General features: G+C 44.3%; 12 protein-coding genes and 1 riboswitch. Of the genes, 2 read left to right on the forward strand and 10 right to left on the reverse strand.

What is annotated here, in order from left to right; all coding sequences use genetic code 11:
* Positions 1–209: 209 nt before the first annotated feature.
* From FLA_RS23385 to FLA_RS23430, 10 genes are all read right to left on the reverse strand, one after another.
* On the reverse strand, positions 210–3,170 hold the full coding sequence (locus FLA_RS23385; RefSeq protein WP_076374899.1) for a TonB-dependent receptor: 2,961 nt from the start codon (positions 3,168–3,170) through the stop codon (positions 210–212).
* A 104-nt stretch (positions 3,171–3,274) separates the two neighbouring features.
* Positions 3,275–4,789, reverse strand: a complete 1,515-nt coding sequence (locus tag FLA_RS23390; RefSeq protein WP_076374901.1) for a TSUP family transporter — start codon at positions 4,787–4,789, stop codon at positions 3,275–3,277.
* On the reverse strand, positions 4,790–6,463 hold the full coding sequence (locus tag FLA_RS23395; protein WP_076374903.1) for an NADPH-dependent assimilatory sulfite reductase hemoprotein subunit: 1,674 nt from the start codon (positions 6,461–6,463) through the stop codon (positions 4,790–4,792). It lies immediately after the preceding gene.
* Positions 6,464–6,486: 23 nt separating this feature from the next.
* A complete protein-coding gene (locus tag FLA_RS23400) occupies positions 6,487–8,184 on the reverse strand; it encodes a diflavin oxidoreductase (protein ID WP_076374905.1) in 1,698 nt (565 codons plus the stop codon).
* Positions 8,168–9,019: a uroporphyrinogen-III C-methyltransferase gene (gene cobA / locus FLA_RS23405; RefSeq protein WP_076374907.1), complete on the reverse strand. Its 852-nt coding sequence runs from the start codon at positions 9,017–9,019 to the stop codon at positions 8,168–8,170. Before cobA ends, FLA_RS23400 begins: the two co-directional genes overlap by 17 nt.
* Positions 9,020–9,102: 83 nt before the next feature.
* Complete coding sequence (cysK, locus tag FLA_RS23410; RefSeq protein ID WP_076374909.1) at positions 9,103–10,014, reverse strand: cysteine synthase A; 912 nt, start codon at positions 10,012–10,014, stop codon at positions 9,103–9,105.
* Positions 10,011–10,847: a serine O-acetyltransferase gene (locus tag FLA_RS23415; protein ID WP_076374911.1), complete on the reverse strand. Its 837-nt coding sequence runs from the start codon at positions 10,845–10,847 to the stop codon at positions 10,011–10,013. The genes cysK and FLA_RS23415 overlap by 4 nt, the downstream gene beginning before the upstream one ends.
* Positions 10,848–10,862: 15 nt before the next feature.
* Positions 10,863–12,104, reverse strand: coding sequence for a sulfate adenylyltransferase subunit 1 (locus tag FLA_RS23420; RefSeq protein ID WP_076374913.1), 1,242 nt, complete (start codon positions 12,102–12,104; stop codon positions 10,863–10,865).
* A 24-nt stretch (positions 12,105–12,128) separates the two neighbouring features.
* Positions 12,129–13,031 (reverse strand): sulfate adenylyltransferase subunit CysD, encoded by a 903-nt coding sequence (gene cysD / locus FLA_RS23425; protein WP_076374915.1) that lies wholly within the window; start codon positions 13,029–13,031, stop codon positions 12,129–12,131.
* 161 nt (positions 13,032–13,192) lie between these two features.
* Positions 13,193–14,062 carry a phosphoadenylyl-sulfate reductase gene (locus FLA_RS23430; RefSeq protein WP_231940319.1) on the reverse strand — a complete coding sequence of 290 codons (870 nt, stop codon included), beginning with the start codon at positions 14,060–14,062 and terminating at the stop codon, positions 13,193–13,195.
* 158 nt (positions 14,063–14,220) lie between these two features.
* Positions 14,221–14,329: riboswitch (SAM riboswitch) on the forward strand.
* Positions 14,330–14,529: 200 nt separating this feature from the next.
* Between FLA_RS23430 and FLA_RS23435 the strand changes: the two genes are divergently transcribed.
* Entirely contained in the window at positions 14,530–15,708 is a 1,179-nt protein-coding gene (locus tag FLA_RS23435; protein WP_076374917.1) for a trans-sulfuration enzyme family protein, read from the forward strand.
* An 86-nt stretch (positions 15,709–15,794) separates the two neighbouring features.
* Positions 15,795–16,874: a homoserine O-acetyltransferase family protein gene (locus FLA_RS23440; RefSeq protein WP_076374919.1), complete on the forward strand. Its 1,080-nt coding sequence runs from the start codon at positions 15,795–15,797 to the stop codon at positions 16,872–16,874.
* Positions 16,875–16,881 lie beyond the last annotated feature (7 nt).

Below are 16,881 nucleotides of genomic sequence, written 5' to 3' on the forward strand. Positions count from 1 at the left end.
TAATGCACTCAGCAGCAATGCATTAAAATAATTCCCATATTGTTTAGTTTCATTGGCAGCACCCCATTTTTATTTCGCAGAGGTCTTTCCTATTTTGGCCGCGTTTCTTCTTTTCCCTAAAAAATGTAAAAAATCCTGAAACAAAAAAAGGCTGCGCCTGGAAAAGCGCCGCCTTGCTATCAACACAAACAAAGAATGAGACTCTTTAATTACTTTGTCAACAATCCATCTATCGTAATAGCAGCATAGTATAACCCACCCAATGTTGGACCACCAGCATACTGTATATAGTTGGAGTTAAATATATTGGAACCACCTACTTTAATGGTGGTTTTAGATTGCGGTACACGATAAGTAACCTGTGCATCCACTGAATGAATAGCGGCTACGCTTCCTGTAACCAGCGGGCTTTCCCATAAAAATGCCTGCTGCCATTTGTACACTACATTAAATCCAAAATTCTTTACTATTTCCCTGTTACCAAAGCTGATGTTGGCAGCCCATTTAGGGGTGTTAAAGCCGGTAACGAAAATATCATCACTGGCACCAGACTTCATGGTATTAAAGCTGGTGTTACCGCCAATTACAAAACGCTTATAAAAATTATAGGTTACGCCCACAGCAAATCCGTAGTTGGTGTAGGTATTTTTAGCATTTGTATATACGCGATAACGCTCCTGCCCTTTACTGCCGGCATTTACACCGGAAGCGCCGGTAGAATCACGGTTTCTGTCAACCATAGCAATTACTGCCGCATCTGAACCTATTGTTTCTCCTTTAGGCACATATACCTGTACTTGCCCTAAAAAGCCATCATATTTATTGGTATATGCGTCAATATCAATAATCAGCTTATTGTTCAGCAGTACGCTTTTATAACCAAATTCAAACGATTGAATGCGTTCAGGACGTGCATCGGGCAAATTAGCAGCCACCAGCAGGTTGCGGTTAGCCAACGCAGCCGCATCCGTATTTCCCGCTGCTTTTACAGCCGCATTGAAGTTTACCACCGAAGACTGTGTATAGCTATTATTCAAATACCCCAATCCTTCATTAATATAAGAAAGGCTACCCACACGTTTTACCCTTCCGTTATTTACATAAGACAAGGCTTCAAACAAAGCAGGAAAACGATATCCTTGCTGGAAGGTTACCCTAAAGTTATGGCTTTTGTTCAATGTGTACACTGCCGCCACCCTGGGTGTGAACTTAGGTTTAAACTCCGGGTTATAATCATACCGTAACGAAGCAAACAATTTCAGCTTTTCTTCTAACAAGGTTTTCGTAACCTGCGCAAAGCCGCCATATTTCTTATAATGTATATTATTGCCATAAGTACCATCGGCCAAAGGTTTATTGCGCTCACTGATAGGCCGGCTGAAATCCACGAAGTTGTTACCATCCGGGATGATAGTATATACCCTGGCATCACCACCCACCAGCAGATCTACAACCTTCACATATTTGCTCAGGTTCCACTGGCCTTCTATATGAAACATGCGACTCTTTTGAATTAAAGCAGCACCACCGGTTACAGGAGCATCAGGTATGGCTCCGGATTTAATATCCCAGTTATTAATATGCCGGATTACATTTTTAATAGAATCAAAACGGGCTGTACCAGGCTCCGCACGCGGCGCATCTGCCTGTGCACGGGCGTATCGGGTTGCCGCAGCAAGGTTGGCAGATGTTAAACCACCATTGGCATTTCCATATGCATTCAATGCTGTTTTATAGGTATTGCCCCAGGTAGTACCACTTCCTCCGCTAAACAAATCCATATTGTCAGCCAAAGGTTTTACGTTATACGAATCACCTGTGTTTTCCAGTGACAGGTAACTGCGAATTAAAAAGTCTTCTCCCTTAATTTCTATCTTATGATTTTGCACACGCACGTTGTCCAGCTGCACTTTATTACCGCGTTGAAACACTCCATCCATTTTACCAAAACGGTAGGCATAAGAAACTTCTAAATGCTCAGTTGGTCTGAAATGCAAAGCAGCGTCCAGTTTCAGGTTATCCACGGTTGGGCTTACCAGGTCTTTTTCCCAATAACCTGTACGTGCTACCGTTAATGTTTGATTGGCCTGACCATTAATAGTTAAGTTTCCTACAGAAACCGTGTTACTACCCGCCAGCGCATCATCACCATATTTGTTCCATCCATCATACACCTGGTTATTATCACCATTTAGTTCGGGATAAGCAGGGTTAGCCGATTTCAGGTTATTCGGATTCTGATCTTTACGGGTATCAGACAACCAGTCTGTACCACGCAGATAGCTGGCATTTAATTTAAAAGCAAATTTATTATTAAATGCCTGGGCATAACGGATAGCTGTTTCTGTAAGATTACTTAAATCGCGTCCTGTACCGCCCACGTGGTTGATGCCTGTTTTCTGATACACACTTAGCCCCTGGCTGGTGAAAGGACTTTTGGTAAGCAGGTTAGCCATACCGTTAATGGCATTCATACCATATAACGCCGAAGCTGCACCAGGCGTAATTTCCACGCTTTCTATATCCAGTTCGGTGGGCCCAATGGCATTACCCAATGGTACACCCAGCGTAGCAGCCTGCATATCCACCCCATCTACCAGCTGCATAAAGCGGAAGTTGTTAGGAATGTTAAAACCGCGTGTATTAGGTACTTTAAAGGTTAAGCTGGAAGTGGTCATTTGCACCCCCTTTACGGTTTCTAATGCATCGTAAAAACTGGGAGCCGGACTTTCGCGTATAGCCCGTATATCCAGCTTTTCAATAGCTACAGGCGATTTTAAAATACTTTCTGGAACACGGGAAGCGGTTACTACCACATCGTTACCGATATAAGTTTGTGTAACCAGTGCCACCTGTAACGATGACCCCAGCTCATTCACCACAAACTCCTGTGGTTTAAAACCTACAGAAGAAAATACCAGCACCAGTGGCAATTTCAATTTGGTACGCAACCTGAAGTCTCCTGTGCTGTTGCTTACTGTACCAGCTACAGTACCCTTAATATGTATGCTTACATCCGATAAAGCTTCCTTTTGTTCGTTGGTAACCTTACCCGATATTTCAATCAAAGCATTACCCTGTGCCGTTGCAGTAACAGTAAACACTATCTGCAACAATAGTATTGACAGGGTGGTTGAGATGTTTTTTTGTAAAGTAGGCAATAGTTTCATAATAGTCGTTTGGCGTTGTTTTGATTTATATTTTTTAGTCCATCAATAAGATAGACTTTTTGTTTATAAAAATACCCGGAATTGCACCGGGTGTTATAATATGTTTAAAATATTTTTACAAGTATACGAAGGCTCCAAACAATAACAAGCACTCCTAACAAAATAAATGATGCTTTTCTGGGTAATTTTCCTGCAATCTTAGCCGCAATAGGCGCAGCAATCAATCCACCTAATATTAAAGCAATGATAGCCTGCCAATGACTTACGCCAATGAGTGAGAAGAAAGTAAGGGCGCTTGCCAGGGTAACAAAAAACTCCGTAAGACTGATAGAACCAATTACATATTTAGGATTACGGCCCCGGGCAATAAGGGTGCTGGTAACAATAGGCCCCCAGCCACCGCCGCCAAAAGAATCCAGGAAACCGCCCACTACTGCCAGTACACGATAATTCTTAAACTTTTTCTTACGCATTTGTTTTCTGAACGCGTTAAATAAAATACGCACACCCAGCAACAAGGTATAAGCCGCCATAACAGGTTTCAGGTAATTAGCATAGCTATCGCCATATTTACTTAGCAGCCATGCTCCTGCTACCGCCCCTATCACACCCGGAATTACCAATACCCGGAACAGCTTTTTATTTACGTTACCAAACTTATAATGACTATAGCCCGAAGCCCCACTGGCAAACATTTCGGCCGTGTGAATACTGCTGCTGATAGCACTAAGGTTGATGCCGGCCGATAACAGGATGGTAGCGCTGGTTACTCCGTAACCCATACCCAGTGCGCCATCTACAATCTGTGCCAGAAAGCCTGCTAATAAAATCCAATGAAAATTACTGTCTAATGTACCATACCAGGCAATAGTAGAATCGGCTAATTGTTGCAATGGCAGATAGGATAAAATAAAATGCCCTATCAACATTAACCCAAAAGCAGCTACAGAGTAGGTAGCAATCTTACGCCATTTACGTTCCCGCCTGGTTACGGTGCTTTCTACCAGTGGCCTGGTAATCGCATTCAACTGCTCTACTTTGCTGGCGAAATCGCCATTCAATCCATTACGGATATGATGCAGATTGCTGATCATTTCTTCAACGCCTGCAGGTATTGATTCCTGGAACACCTCACGCAAACGCTTGGCAGCGGTAGGCGATTTACCATTGGTAGAGATAGCAATTTTTAAATCGCCTTTCTGCACTACCGATCCCAGGTAAAAATCACATAAACCAGGCGTATCAGCCACATTCACCAGCAGCTTGCGGCCATTGGCCAGCACACGTATATATTCACTGGTTTCTTTATCGTCTACCGCTACCAGCACAATATCCTTATCGTCGAGATCAGCAGGTTCAAAAGGTCGCTCCAAAATGGTAACCAAAGCATGCGCTGCAGCCAGGTTATGCACTTCTTCGCTTACCTGCTTCGCCACAATAGTAATACGGGCAGCCGGGGCATTGCCCACCAGCGCATTCAGCTTTTCCAGCCCTACTTTACCCGCACCCACCAGTAACACATGCATTTGTTCCAGTTTCAGAAAAACCGGGAACAGCCTGTTCTGTTGGGCCGCAGGTACTGTGCCGGCCAGTGCTTCAGTTACTACATCTTGTTCCATTTATCCAATAATTTTTTCGCGTATAACAAAATCGCCAAACGTTTCGTTCTTCTTACGTTTCTTACTATACTTACCCAGCAAACCATCCAGCTCTTCCAATATGGTTTCTTCGTTTATGTTTTCCTTATACTTCAAATTCAGGCGTGTACCTTCCCTGTCGCCCCCTATGTGCATGTTATAATGTCCGTAACCTGTTCCTATAAAACCAATCTCTGCTACATAAGGTCTGCCACATCCATTGGGGCAACCGGTCATGCGCACACTGATAGCATCATCGCCCAGTTTATGCTTTTGTAGTAAAGGTTCTATTTTACCAATCAGGGTGGGCAGGTAACGTTGCGCTTCTGCCAGCGCCAGCGGGCAGGTGTTAAAGGCCACACAGGCCACCGCATTTTTTCGCATGCTGCTGGCATTATCGGTATGTACAATAATGCCATATTGCTCCAGTATACCATGCACCAACTCTTTATCTTCTGCACTTATATCTGCCAGTATCAGTTTCTGGTTAGCAGTAAACCTGAAATTGGCTTTACGGGTTTTAGCCACCTCCAGCAACGCAGTCTTTAAAGGTAATGATTCTGTATCCATCACACGGCCATTTTCGGCAAACACCGTGTAATACCATTTACCTTCATGATTCTGCTGCCAACCAAAATAATCTACACGTTCGGTAAAAGCATAAGGCCGCGCAGGCGCCAGCGTAAAACCACAACGCTTTTCCAGTTCGGCTTTAAATTCCTCAACTCCCATCTTATCAATGGTATATTTCAAGCGCGACATTTTACGGTCGCTCCTGTTGCCATAATCGCGCTGTATGGTAATAATTTCATACGCCGCTTTCAGCACCTTCTCTTCTGTATCTACAAAACCCAATACGGTAGCCAGTCGCGGGTAGGTATTAGGGTTACCATGTGTAGTGCCCAGGCCGCCACCTGCTGCTATATTAAAGCCTTTCAGTTCATTGTTCTCAATAACTGCTATTAACCCCAGGTCGTTGGCAAATACGTCCACATCATTATTAGGTGGTATAACAATGGCCATTTTAAACTTACGTGGCAAGTACCTGTCCTGGTACAAATCATCCTCTTCTTCTTTCTTATTCGTCAGTGGTTGTTCATCCAGCCATATTTCGTAATAGGCCCGTGTTTTAGGCAAACCCAGCTGGCTTAGTTTATCGGCATAGGCAAATACCTGTTCATGAATAGCCGACTGCTTGGGATGGGCCGCGCAAATCACATTCCTGTTCACATCACCGCAGGCAGAAATAGAATCCAGCCCGGCAGTATGAAAATCCTGTATAGTAGGTTTTACATGCGACTTTAAAATACCATGCAGCTGAATGGTTTGCCGGGTGGTTATTTTAATTACGCCGGTAGCATGTTCACCGGCTATATGATGTAATGCTTCCCATTGCTCGCCGGTAATAAAACCACCGGGCAGGCGCAGGCGAATCATATAAGAATATAACCATTCCAGTTTTTTAGCGCTCCTTTCCTCCCTGCGGTCACGGTCGTCCTGCTGGTACATACCATGAAACTTTACCAGGGCCTGGTCATCTTCATATAAAGCGCCGGTTAGTTGCTCCTGCAGGCTTTCTTTCAAAGTGCCCCGTAAGCCGTCACTGGCTTGTTTTATTTTTTCTATAGGAGATAAATTCAGTTGTTGCTCTTTCATAATTTGTTGTTGATAGTGGATGCCTAATACACATCTTTTAAATACCTGCCCTCTTCTGATAATTGTTCCAGGTACACAGCCGCTTCTTCTGCGGTTTTATTACCCTGCTGCACTATAACATCCAGCAAAGCCTGTTCAACATCAATACTCATCGGGGCTTTTGCGCCACACACATATACATAAGCACCTTCTGACAGCCACTGCCATAATTCAGCAGCCTGCTGTTGCATGCGATGCTGTACATATATTTTCTGTTGCTGATCGCGCGAGAAAGCAAGGCTTACTTTATGCAGCACACCCGTTTGCACATAATTCTGAATTTCGGTCTGATATAAAAAATCACTTACAAAATGCTGCTCGCCAAAAAATAGCCAATTGCGACCGCTGGCGCCTGCTGCATCCCTTTCGGCTATGAAAGAACGAAAAGGTGCAATGCCGGTGCCTGGGCCTACCATTATCACATCCTTATCTTCGGCCGGCAGGCGAAACTGGTTATTCTTATGAATGTAAAAATCCAATGTATTACCAACTTCCAGCTGTGATAAAAAATCAGAACATAAACCATATTTCTTTTCATCATTTACCGGGAAGCAATCGCGCGCTACGGTTACATGAACCTCGCCGCTATGTGCTGCCGGTGAAGAAGATATAGAATACAAGCGCGGTACAATAGATTCCAGTATACCTATCACCTCTTCAAACTGCGCCACATCTTTTACCGGGTATATCTTCAACAGGTCTACCAGGTCAATTCTTGTGGCAGGTATTTCCTGGCCGGTTACCTGTGCATACTTAGCAACTACCCTTTCCGACAGGTGTACAATGTTCAACCGCTTCCACAACAGTTCTTCGGCGGTAGTGGTAATGTCTTTATAAGTAACCTCATAGTCAGGTCTCATACCTGTTACGGTAAGTATCGCTTCTACCCACTGCTTTTTATTATGCGGCACAATACCAATAGCATCGCCCGGCTGGTAATCCACTTCTTCATCCGTGGCTATTTCCACATGATAGGTTTCCTTTTTCGAGTCACGGTCGTTTAAATTAATATTGGTAGCAATGCTACCTGTATATATTTTTTTATGAGAAGACTTTTTAGGCGCTGCGGAAGATGCTGCGCTGCTACCACCAGCGCTGGCCAGTGTTTGCAGCACTTTCTCAAACCACAGCTGCGCATCCTGCTCATAGTCTGTATCACATTTTTGCAGGGCCAGCACTCTTTTACCTCCCAGCTTTTCCAGCCTGCCATCCACATCTTCTGCCGTTTTGCAAAATAGAGGATAAGAGGTATCGCCCAGTCCCAGCACGCCAAATTTCAGGTTACCCAACTGCACATCCTGCTGGTGTATGTAGTCATAAAACTTTTTAGCAGTGGCAGGCGGTTCACCATCGCCTTGCGTGCTTACCACTGTAAACAGGTATTCCTCTTTGGATAGATCCGTTAAACGGTATTGATCAAGGCCAGATAGTTTTACCGTAATGCCTTTTTTCTTGGCCACTGCCGCAAACTGGGTAGCCACTTTTTTAGCGTTACCGGTTTCGGTGCCATACGTAATAGTAATTTTCTTTACCTGCACAGCAGCCACTGCTGTCGGCTCTTCCTTAGCGGGTGATGCACTTTGCATTAAACCAGCCAGGAAGCCGTTCATCCATATCAGTTCATCGCGGGAAGCATTGCTTACCAGGTCGCGAAATAATTTTAAATTAGGCTCTGCTAACATGCGCTGCTGAATTATAAGCGTTATTAGAATGTTGTAGAGAAGCAACCGGCTTAAAGTAATATTCTTTGCTGTTGCTGTTGGCAACCCAGCCAAACTGTTCGTGCAATGCCACCACAGTACCAATAATCACCAGCGAAGGCGATACCAGTGCCTGCCCCTTCAACTTCGTTGCATACTCGTGAATATTGCAGGTGTATACATTTTGCAGTGGCGTTGTTGCCTGTTCCACTACCGCTATATGCACATTATTGGCAATACCATATTTCAGCAGGTTTGCCACTACCCCCTCAATGGTTTCGGCACTCATATAAAACACCAGCGTATCGCTGGTATGGGCCAGCTCTTTCCAGTAAGCTTCACTTACCACATCAGATTGGTAGCTGGTTAAAAACCGCACCGAGGTAGTATACCCCCGTGCGGTTAAAGGAATGCCTGCATAAGCGGCAGCCCCTAAAGCGGCTGTTACGCCAGGTACTATTTCGTAAGCAATATTGTTGGCTTTTAGCACCATCAGTTCGTCCAGTACATTAGAAAAGATAGACACATCCCCTCCTTTTAACCGAACCACCAGTTTGCCCCGTTGGGCGTGATGTACCAGCAGCTCGTTTATAGACTGCTGTGGTGTAGAAGCACCTCTGCGGCATTGTTTGCCTACGTATACCAGTTCAGCTGCGGGATTTACATACCAGCGGATAATATCGTCACTTACCAGCCTGTCTGTTAACACCACCTCAGCCTGCTGCAGGTAACGTATCGCCTTTGCTGTAATCAGCTCAGGATCGCCGGGACCAGCCGCCGCCAGTATCACCTTTCCGTTGTTAGTACCTGTTAACATAACTCCACTTTTTTTGTAGGATAAATAAGCAATTAGTTTCGCGGAAACCTGGTTTCCGTAACTATTTCAATCGAAAAAAAATATTAATACAAACCTTCTATTGACAAATACCGTTCTCCGGTATCGTAGTTAAATGTAAGTACGGTAGCTCCTTTAGAAACAGATGCCAGTTTTTGCGCTACAGCAGCTAAAGACGCTCCGGTTGAAATACCTGCAAAAATGCCTTCCTCTTTTGCCAGGCGCTGTGCATAGTAAAAAGAATCATCCTTTGTTACCGTGATCACACCGTCCAGTATACCTGTGTTTAAAATAGAGGGCACAAAACCAGCTCCAATCCCTTGCAATGGATGCGGCCCCGGTGTACCACCACTTAACACAGGCGATAACTCAGGTTCTACAGCAAACACCTGCAAAGCCGGAAATTTAGCTTTCAGTATTTCTGCCACACCGGTAATATGCCCGCCGGTACCTACACCGGTGATCAGGTAATCAATGCCTTCGGGAAAATCATTTAAAATTTCCTGTGCAGTGGTTTTGCGATGAATTTCTGTGTTGGCCGCGTTATCAAACTGCTGCGGAATCCATGCGCCCGGTGTAATCTCCTTTAATTCATTCGCGCGCTCAATGGCACCTTTCATACCTTTTTCGCGGGGTGTTAACACAAACTCTGCCCCGTAAGCAGCCATCAGCTTTCTGCGTTCCACACTCATTGATTCGGGCATTACCAGAATCAGGCGGTAACCTTTTACTGCTGCTACCAGCGCCAGTCCTATACCAGTGTTACCCGAAGTAGGTTCTATAATTACGCTGTCTTTGTTTAAAAAACCTTTTTGCTCGGCATCTTCAATCATAGCCAGTGCAATACGGTCTTTAATGCTATTACCCGGGTTGGCCCGCTCTAACTTTATCCACACATTCGCTTCACTGCCATACAAACGGTTAATACGAACATGGGGCGTATTTCCGATTGTCGCTAAAATATTGCCTGCTTTCATATTACAAAATTCAATGGTTCAGGAAATGGGTTATTGTCTTTTACTTTGATTTCACTTTTATGGTAAACAACCGAAGAAGAAGGAATACTATACGTAAGAAACACGTTACCACCTATAATGCTATCCCTGCCAATGATCGTATCGCCGCCCAGGATGGTAGAGCCTGAATAAATGATCACATTATCTTCCACCGTTGGATGACGCTTTATGTTGGCTCTTGACTTATCTACGCTTAATGCCCCCAATGTAACACCCTGGTATATTTTCACATGATCGCCGATTACCGTGGTTTCGCCAATCACCAGGCCTGTTCCGTGGTCTATGGCAAAAGCCTTTCCTATCACTGCACCGGGATGAATGTCAATACCTGTTTGGCTATGTGCATGCTCTGTTAACAAACGGGGTATTACCGGCACATCCGACACCAGTAACTGGTGCGCCACGCGGTAAATAGCCGTAGCATAAAACCCCGGGTAAGCCATCAACACCTCTTCAATAGATTTGGCTGCCGGATCGGTACGCAGGATAGCATGGGCATCTTCCAGCAACACATGGTATATGTTGGGAATAGCTTCAAAAAAATCTTCTGTTGCCTTTTCAATCACAGCTGCTTCATGAATCACTTCCTGCAGCAAGGTTTGCAGGTGACTTTTCAACAACCGGTATTCATTTTCAACTTCCTGGCTGCTATTTAAACGCTTTTTTGAGTATCCAAAAAGAAACTGGAACAACCTGTCAGCAAATTCTGCTGCCAGCTGCTTGCTCGGATAACCGGCAAAATTGCCCTGATTCTTTTCTACCAGTTCTTTAATCAGTTGTTGATAATTGTTCATGCTAGTCAGTTCTTGTTATTGAATCATGCAAGCACCTACGGTAACATGACTGGTTTCGTCAATTAAAATAGCCCCACCATTTACTTTCAGTTTTTTATACTGATCAAATACCAATGGCCTGGCGGTTTTGATAACGGCTTTTACTATATCATTTAAACCAGCCTGTTCAGGAGCGGGTAAACGCTCCAGGGTGTTTACATCTATTTTATATTCTATTTCTTTTACCACACTTTTTACCACAGCGCTGTTCAGCTGCAATAAGTATTTTTTACCGGCCGCCAGTGGCTTGCTGTCCATCCAGCACAACAGCACTTCCAACTCTTGCTCTACCTGTGGCAAATCGTTGCTTTTTACAATCACATCCCCTCTGCTAATGTCAATATCATCAGCCAGGTGCAGTATAATGCTTTGTGGTGCAAACGCTTCTTCAACTTCTTTACCAGTGACTTCAATGGCACTGATAGTGGAAGTAATGCCTGATGGCAATACGGTAACGGTATCCCCTTTCTTATATACGCCACTTACCAGCTTACCTGCATACCCACGATAATCGTGCAGGTTTTCTGTTTGCGGGCGTATTACATACTGCACCGGAAAGCGGGCATGCTGTAAATCTATATCATGCTGCACCTGCACATTTTCCAGCACATCCAGCAAAGCCGGCCCTTCGTACCAGGTGATATCGGTAGATTTATCAACAATGTTATCGCCTTTTAATGCACTGATAGGAATGTAGGTAACATCTTCCAGCCCCAGCGATTTTGCCAGGTTGGCATAATCAATTACAATGTTGTTAAACACATCCTGCGAGTTATCAACCAGGTCCATTTTGTTCACCGCTACTACTACGTGGCGCAGGCCCAGTAAAGAAGCGATAATAGAATGCCTTCTTGTTTGCTCTACCACACCCGTGCGGGCATCTATTAAAATGATGATGAGGTTGGCATTAGAAGCACCGGTAACCATGTTACGGGTGTACTGTATGTGCCCCGGCGCATCTGCTATAATAAACTTACGCTTAGGTGTAGAAAAATATTTATAAGCAACGTCGATAGTAATTCCCTGTTCCCGCTCGGCACGTAAGCCATCAGTAAGCAAAGCCAGATCTATCTCGCCTTCTTCTTTATTCTTGGTTTGTTTTTCAATTGCTTCCAGCTGGTCAATCATAATACTTTTACTGTCGTATAATAAACGGCCAATTAAAGTACTCTTGCCATCATCAACACTACCTGCTGTTATAAAACGTAAAATGTCCATATTGTTTCTGTTGAATGAGGAATGTTAAAAATATCCGTTCTTCTTTCTGTCTTCCATCGCCGCTTCCGATACACGATCATCAATCCTGGTTTCGCCACGTTCACTGGTTTTGGTGGCGATAATTTCTTTGATAATGCCATCAATGTCCGAAGCTGCCGATTCCACCGCCGCAGTGCAGGTCATATCTCCTACTGTTCTGTAACGTACGGTTTTGGTTACTACCGAGTCGCCCGGCTCCAGGGTAATAAAATCAGAAATAGCCACCAGTTGCCCTTCGTGCTGCAACACTTCGCGCTCATGCGCAAAGTAGATAGAAGGCAGTTCGATATTCTCGCGACGGATATAATTCCAGATGTCCAGCTCCGTCCAGTTGCTGATAGGGAACACACGCACGTTTTCGCCTTTGCTTATTTTACCATTATAGGTGTTCCATAATTCAGGACGCTGACGCTTGGGATCCCACTGCCCAAACTCGTCACGTACCGAAAAGATCCTTTCTTTTGCGCGGGCCTTTTCTTCATCCCTGCGGGCACCACCAATACAGGCGTCAAACTCAAACTCTTCAATGGTGTCGAGTAAGGTAAAAGTTTGCAAAGCGTTTCTGCTGGCAAATTTGCCTTTAGGCTCCGTAAGCCCTTTGGCCTTAATGGTATCACCCACATTACGCACAATCAACTTCTCATCTATCTGCGCTGCCAACTGATCGCGAAAGGCAAGCGCTTCCGGAAAATTATGTCCGGTATCAATATGAACTAATGGAAAAGGAAACTTACCAGGGCGAAAAGCTTTTAAAGCCAGGTGCACCAGTGTAATAGAATCTTTACCGCCGCTAAACAGTAATGCAGGTCGCTCAAACTGTCCTGCCACTTCACGAAAAATGTGAATAGCCTCAGACTCCAGCTGATCTAAATAATCTAATTCGTACATGCCACTTATTTAATTGTATGCAATTTTTTCAATCGATAAGGTTAACCAATCAACACTCAATATCCAAACACATCGTTTTATATCTCTGTTATATCGGCTAACTCCTGTATTCTATCTGCAAACCCATAACCTGTATACATTTTACCTTATATGTGCCGGCACTATTTGTGTACGTGCAAACCGCATTCCTTTTTATCTGCATCTTCCCACCACCAGCGTCCAGCCCTGAAATCTTCGCCGGGTTTCACTGCACGGGTGCAGGGTGCACAACCAATGCTTACAAAGCCACGATCGTGCAAAGGGTTATAAGGTATATTGTGCAAGGCTATAAATGCTTTCAGTTCTTCTGTTGACCAATCCAGCAAAGGATGGTATTTAGCAATGTTGTTAGATGCATCCCATTCTATCTGCGTCATATCTGTGCGGTTAGGCGAGTGCGCAGCACGTATGCCGGTAAGCCATACCTGCTTGCCCTGTAAAGCACGCTGCAAGGGCTCTACCTTGCGTATAAAACAACATCGCTTACGGTTATCAACCGATTCATAAAAACTATTAGGACCTTTTTCTGCAATAAACTCCTGCAACAACTGTGCATCGGGATAATATGCGGTGATCCTTTCTTTGTATCTGTCCAGGGTACTGCTCCAGGTAGAATAGGTTTCCGGAAACAGTCTGCCGGTATCTAACGTAAAAACTTCGATAGGTAATTGTTCGGAAAAAATAAGGTGGGCAATGGCCTGGTCTTCCCAGCTAAAACTGGTGGAAAAAATAACACCGCCGGGAAATGCATCACTAATGTTACGTAGTGCTGTGAGGATGTCTGGTGTGTTGGTAGTCTTTTGTAGTAATTCCAGCGTGGAATTGGTAGTACTCGTTTGCATAATAAATTCATTGATAGTGTTCGTATAAAATGGCAACATATGCAGGCCTAACAACAGCTGCAACAGCAACAACAACGCATATGTAAACTTATACTTACCATCAATGAAACCTCTTTTTTTGTATAAACAACCTATTAATACGGTAGACAAATATAGAACGTTTCACCAATTCCCCACCACTTTACTAGATTATTTTTTCAGCAATCCACTTACTAACACTCGTTTGTGGCAGTTTTTAAGGATTCCTTTAAAAAAAATTTGTCGCGTATTTAATTGCGCCTTTATCTTTGCACCAGTTCTTTCAACATCACTTATCAAGAAAGGCAGAGGGATATGGCCCGATGAAGCCTTGGCAACCACACGCTTGCGTGAAAGGTGCCAATTCCATCATATACAATTGTATATGAGAGATAAGTCAGATTTAAAGTTTGATTCCATAGCAGCAATGCACAATATATTCAAGCCCATCTGACTACAGGATGGGCTTTTTTTATGCCCGCCTGTAACGGTTTACCCCCGCTTATCTCCTTCTCTCTTCTTACCTGAGTGATTGCGAATAACTACTGTCTAATCAATTAATAACCGCCTGTTGCCAACAGGCAAAATGTCTAAACAAAATGAGTAACGCAACACAACTGATTCACAGCATTCCGGTAGATCCGCAAACAGGTTCCATAGCTGTTCCTATTTATCAAACTTCTACGTTTGTGCAGGATGCACCGGGCGTTAACAAGGGCTACGATTATGCCCGCTCTAATAATCCTACCCGCGCCACCCTGGAACAGATTGTAGCACAACTGGAACAAGGCCACACGGGAGTTGCTTTTGGCAGTGGATTAGCTGCTATTGATGCAGTGATTAAACTGTTAAAGGCAGGGGATGAAATACTGGCCGTAGATGATATTTACGGAGGCGCTTTTCGTTTATTCACACACATTTACGAGAAGTTTGGTATCAGTGTACGCTATGTAGATACCACCAAAGCAGAGAATGTATTTGATGCCATTACGCCGCAAACAAAGCTGATATGGCTGGAAACGCCCACTAACCCTACGCTGAAAATATCTGACATAGCCGCTATTGCAGCTATTGCCAAAGCCAGCGGATGTATACTGTGTGTAGATAATACGTTTGCGTCACCTGCTTTACAGCTACCACTTACACTGGGCGCTGATATAGTAGTGCATTCTGCCACCAAATACCTGGGTGGCCACAGCGATTTAATTGCAGGCTTGGTAGTAACACGCGAAAAAGAGCTGGGCGATAAAATTAAATTTATACAAAACGCCAGCGGCGCCATACTTGCCCCGTTCGATAGCTGGCTGGTAATACGCGGTATTGAAACATTGCATCTGCGTGTGCGCCAGCACAGTGCCAATGCACTGGAAATAGCGCGCTACCTGGAGCAGCATCCGCAGGTTGATAAGGTTTTCTATCCTGGTTTGGCCTCGCACCCTAACCATGATATTGCTAAAAAACAATCCAAAGCCTTTGGCGGTGTTATTTCTTTTACGTTAAAGAACAACACAGAAGAAGCTGCCATTGCTTTTGTTACCCATACTAAATTCTTTAAACTGGCCGAAAGCCTGGGCGGTGTAAAAAGCCTGCTTTGTCATCCGGCCAACATGACGCATAAATCAATACCCGCCGATAAACGCAGGGCAGCTGGTGTAGCCGACAGCCTTATCCGTTTATCTGTAGGCCTGGAAGAAACAGATGATCTAATCAACGATCTGGACCAGGCATTTACAAGTATTACGCAAAAGCTGGCGGTAAAAGAATATGCAGATAGTTAAATAATGAAAACTCCGCTCAGGCAAAACTGATCACTTTGTTTGAGCGGTGACCATAGAACGAGTACAAGTAAATAAAATAAACCAAATTGAGCTTAGTTTTTTCGTACAAAGAAGACTTCTTACTAGAATCAGGAAAAGTAATTCAGGGCTTTCATTTAACATATACTACCTGGGGTCACTTAAACCAGGAAAAGGATAATGTTATATGGGTGTTTCATGCACTTACCGCCAATAGCAATCCTGCTGAGTGGTGGCCAGGCCTGGTGGGACCCGACGCATTTTTAAATACAGATAAATATTTTATTATTTGTGTAAACATGCCCGGTAGCTGCTATGGCAGCGTATCTCCCTTAAGCACTAATCCGCAAACCGGCGAACCTTATTATCACCAGTTTCCACTGTTCACTACCCGCGATATGATCAGGAGCTACCAGCTGCTGCAAAAAAGCCTGGGTATTAGTAAAGTATTCCTGGGCATAGGCGGTTCCATGGGCGGGCAGCAATTACTGGAATGGGCTGTAGAAGATCCCTTCTTGTTCGAAAATATTGTACCTATTGCCACTAACGCCTTTCACTCGCCTTGGGGCATTGCGTTCAACGCCACCCAGCGCCAGTGCATTGAAGCCGATCCAACCTGGCAGCAGCAAAGCGATACTGCCGGTATCGAAGGCATGAAAGTAGCACGTTCTATAGCATTACTCAGCTACAGGCATTACGATACCTATAACCAGTCGCAGGCAGGTTATACCGCCGAAAGCGCCGGTAAACCGGTAGATGAGCAGGTAGCCAGGGCACAAACCTACCAGCAATACCAGGGCGAAAAACTAGCCCGCCGTTTCAATGCGTTCAGTTACTACAACCTCAGCAAAGCAATGGACACACACAATGTAGGCCGCAACCGCACCAGCGCACAGCAGGCTTTACAACGTGTAAAGGCTAACACACTTGTAATTGGTATTAATTCAGATATTTTATTTCCACCAGCCGAGCAGGCTTTTGTGGCACAACATATACCCGGTGCACAACTGGAAATTATCGACTCCCTGTATGGCCATGATGGTTTTTTACTGGAGTATGATGTTATAACCAGGTTAATCACCAACTTCTTACAGCAACATTTGCAACAATCACATACCGTAACAGCAACACAGGCTTTAATAAATTAATATAATA

It is taken from the genome of Filimonas lacunae (assembly GCF_002355595.1).
Taxonomy (GTDB): domain Bacteria; phylum Bacteroidota; class Bacteroidia; order Chitinophagales; family Chitinophagaceae; genus Filimonas; species Filimonas lacunae.

Excerpts from the sequence above, each read along its gene's own strand:
- FLA_RS23385 (WP_076374899.1), bottom strand. The coding sequence starts at position 3,170 with ATGAAACTATTGCCTACTTTACAAAAAAACATCTCAACCACCCTGTCA.
- FLA_RS23390 (WP_076374901.1), bottom strand. The coding sequence starts at position 4,789 with ATGGAACAAGATGTAGTAACTGAAGCACTGGCCGGCACAGTACCTGCG.
- FLA_RS23395 (WP_076374903.1), bottom strand. The coding sequence starts at position 6,463 with ATGAAAGAGCAACAACTGAATTTATCTCCTATAGAAAAAATAAAACAA.
- FLA_RS23400 (WP_076374905.1), bottom strand. The coding sequence starts at position 8,184 with ATGTTAGCAGAGCCTAATTTAAAATTATTTCGCGACCTGGTAAGCAAT.
- cobA (WP_076374907.1), bottom strand. The coding sequence starts at position 9,019 with ATGTTAACAGGTACTAACAACGGAAAGGTGATACTGGCGGCGGCTGGT.
- cysK (WP_076374909.1), bottom strand. The coding sequence starts at position 10,014 with ATGAAAGCAGGCAATATTTTAGCGACAATCGGAAATACGCCCCATGTT.
- FLA_RS23415 (WP_076374911.1), bottom strand. The coding sequence starts at position 10,847 with ATGAACAATTATCAACAACTGATTAAAGAACTGGTAGAAAAGAATCAG.
- FLA_RS23420 (WP_076374913.1), bottom strand. The coding sequence starts at position 12,104 with ATGGACATTTTACGTTTTATAACAGCAGGTAGTGTTGATGATGGCAAG.
- cysD (WP_076374915.1), bottom strand. The coding sequence starts at position 13,031 with ATGTACGAATTAGATTATTTAGATCAGCTGGAGTCTGAGGCTATTCAC.
- FLA_RS23435 (WP_076374917.1), top strand. The coding sequence starts at position 14,530 with ATGAGTAACGCAACACAACTGATTCACAGCATTCCGGTAGATCCGCAA.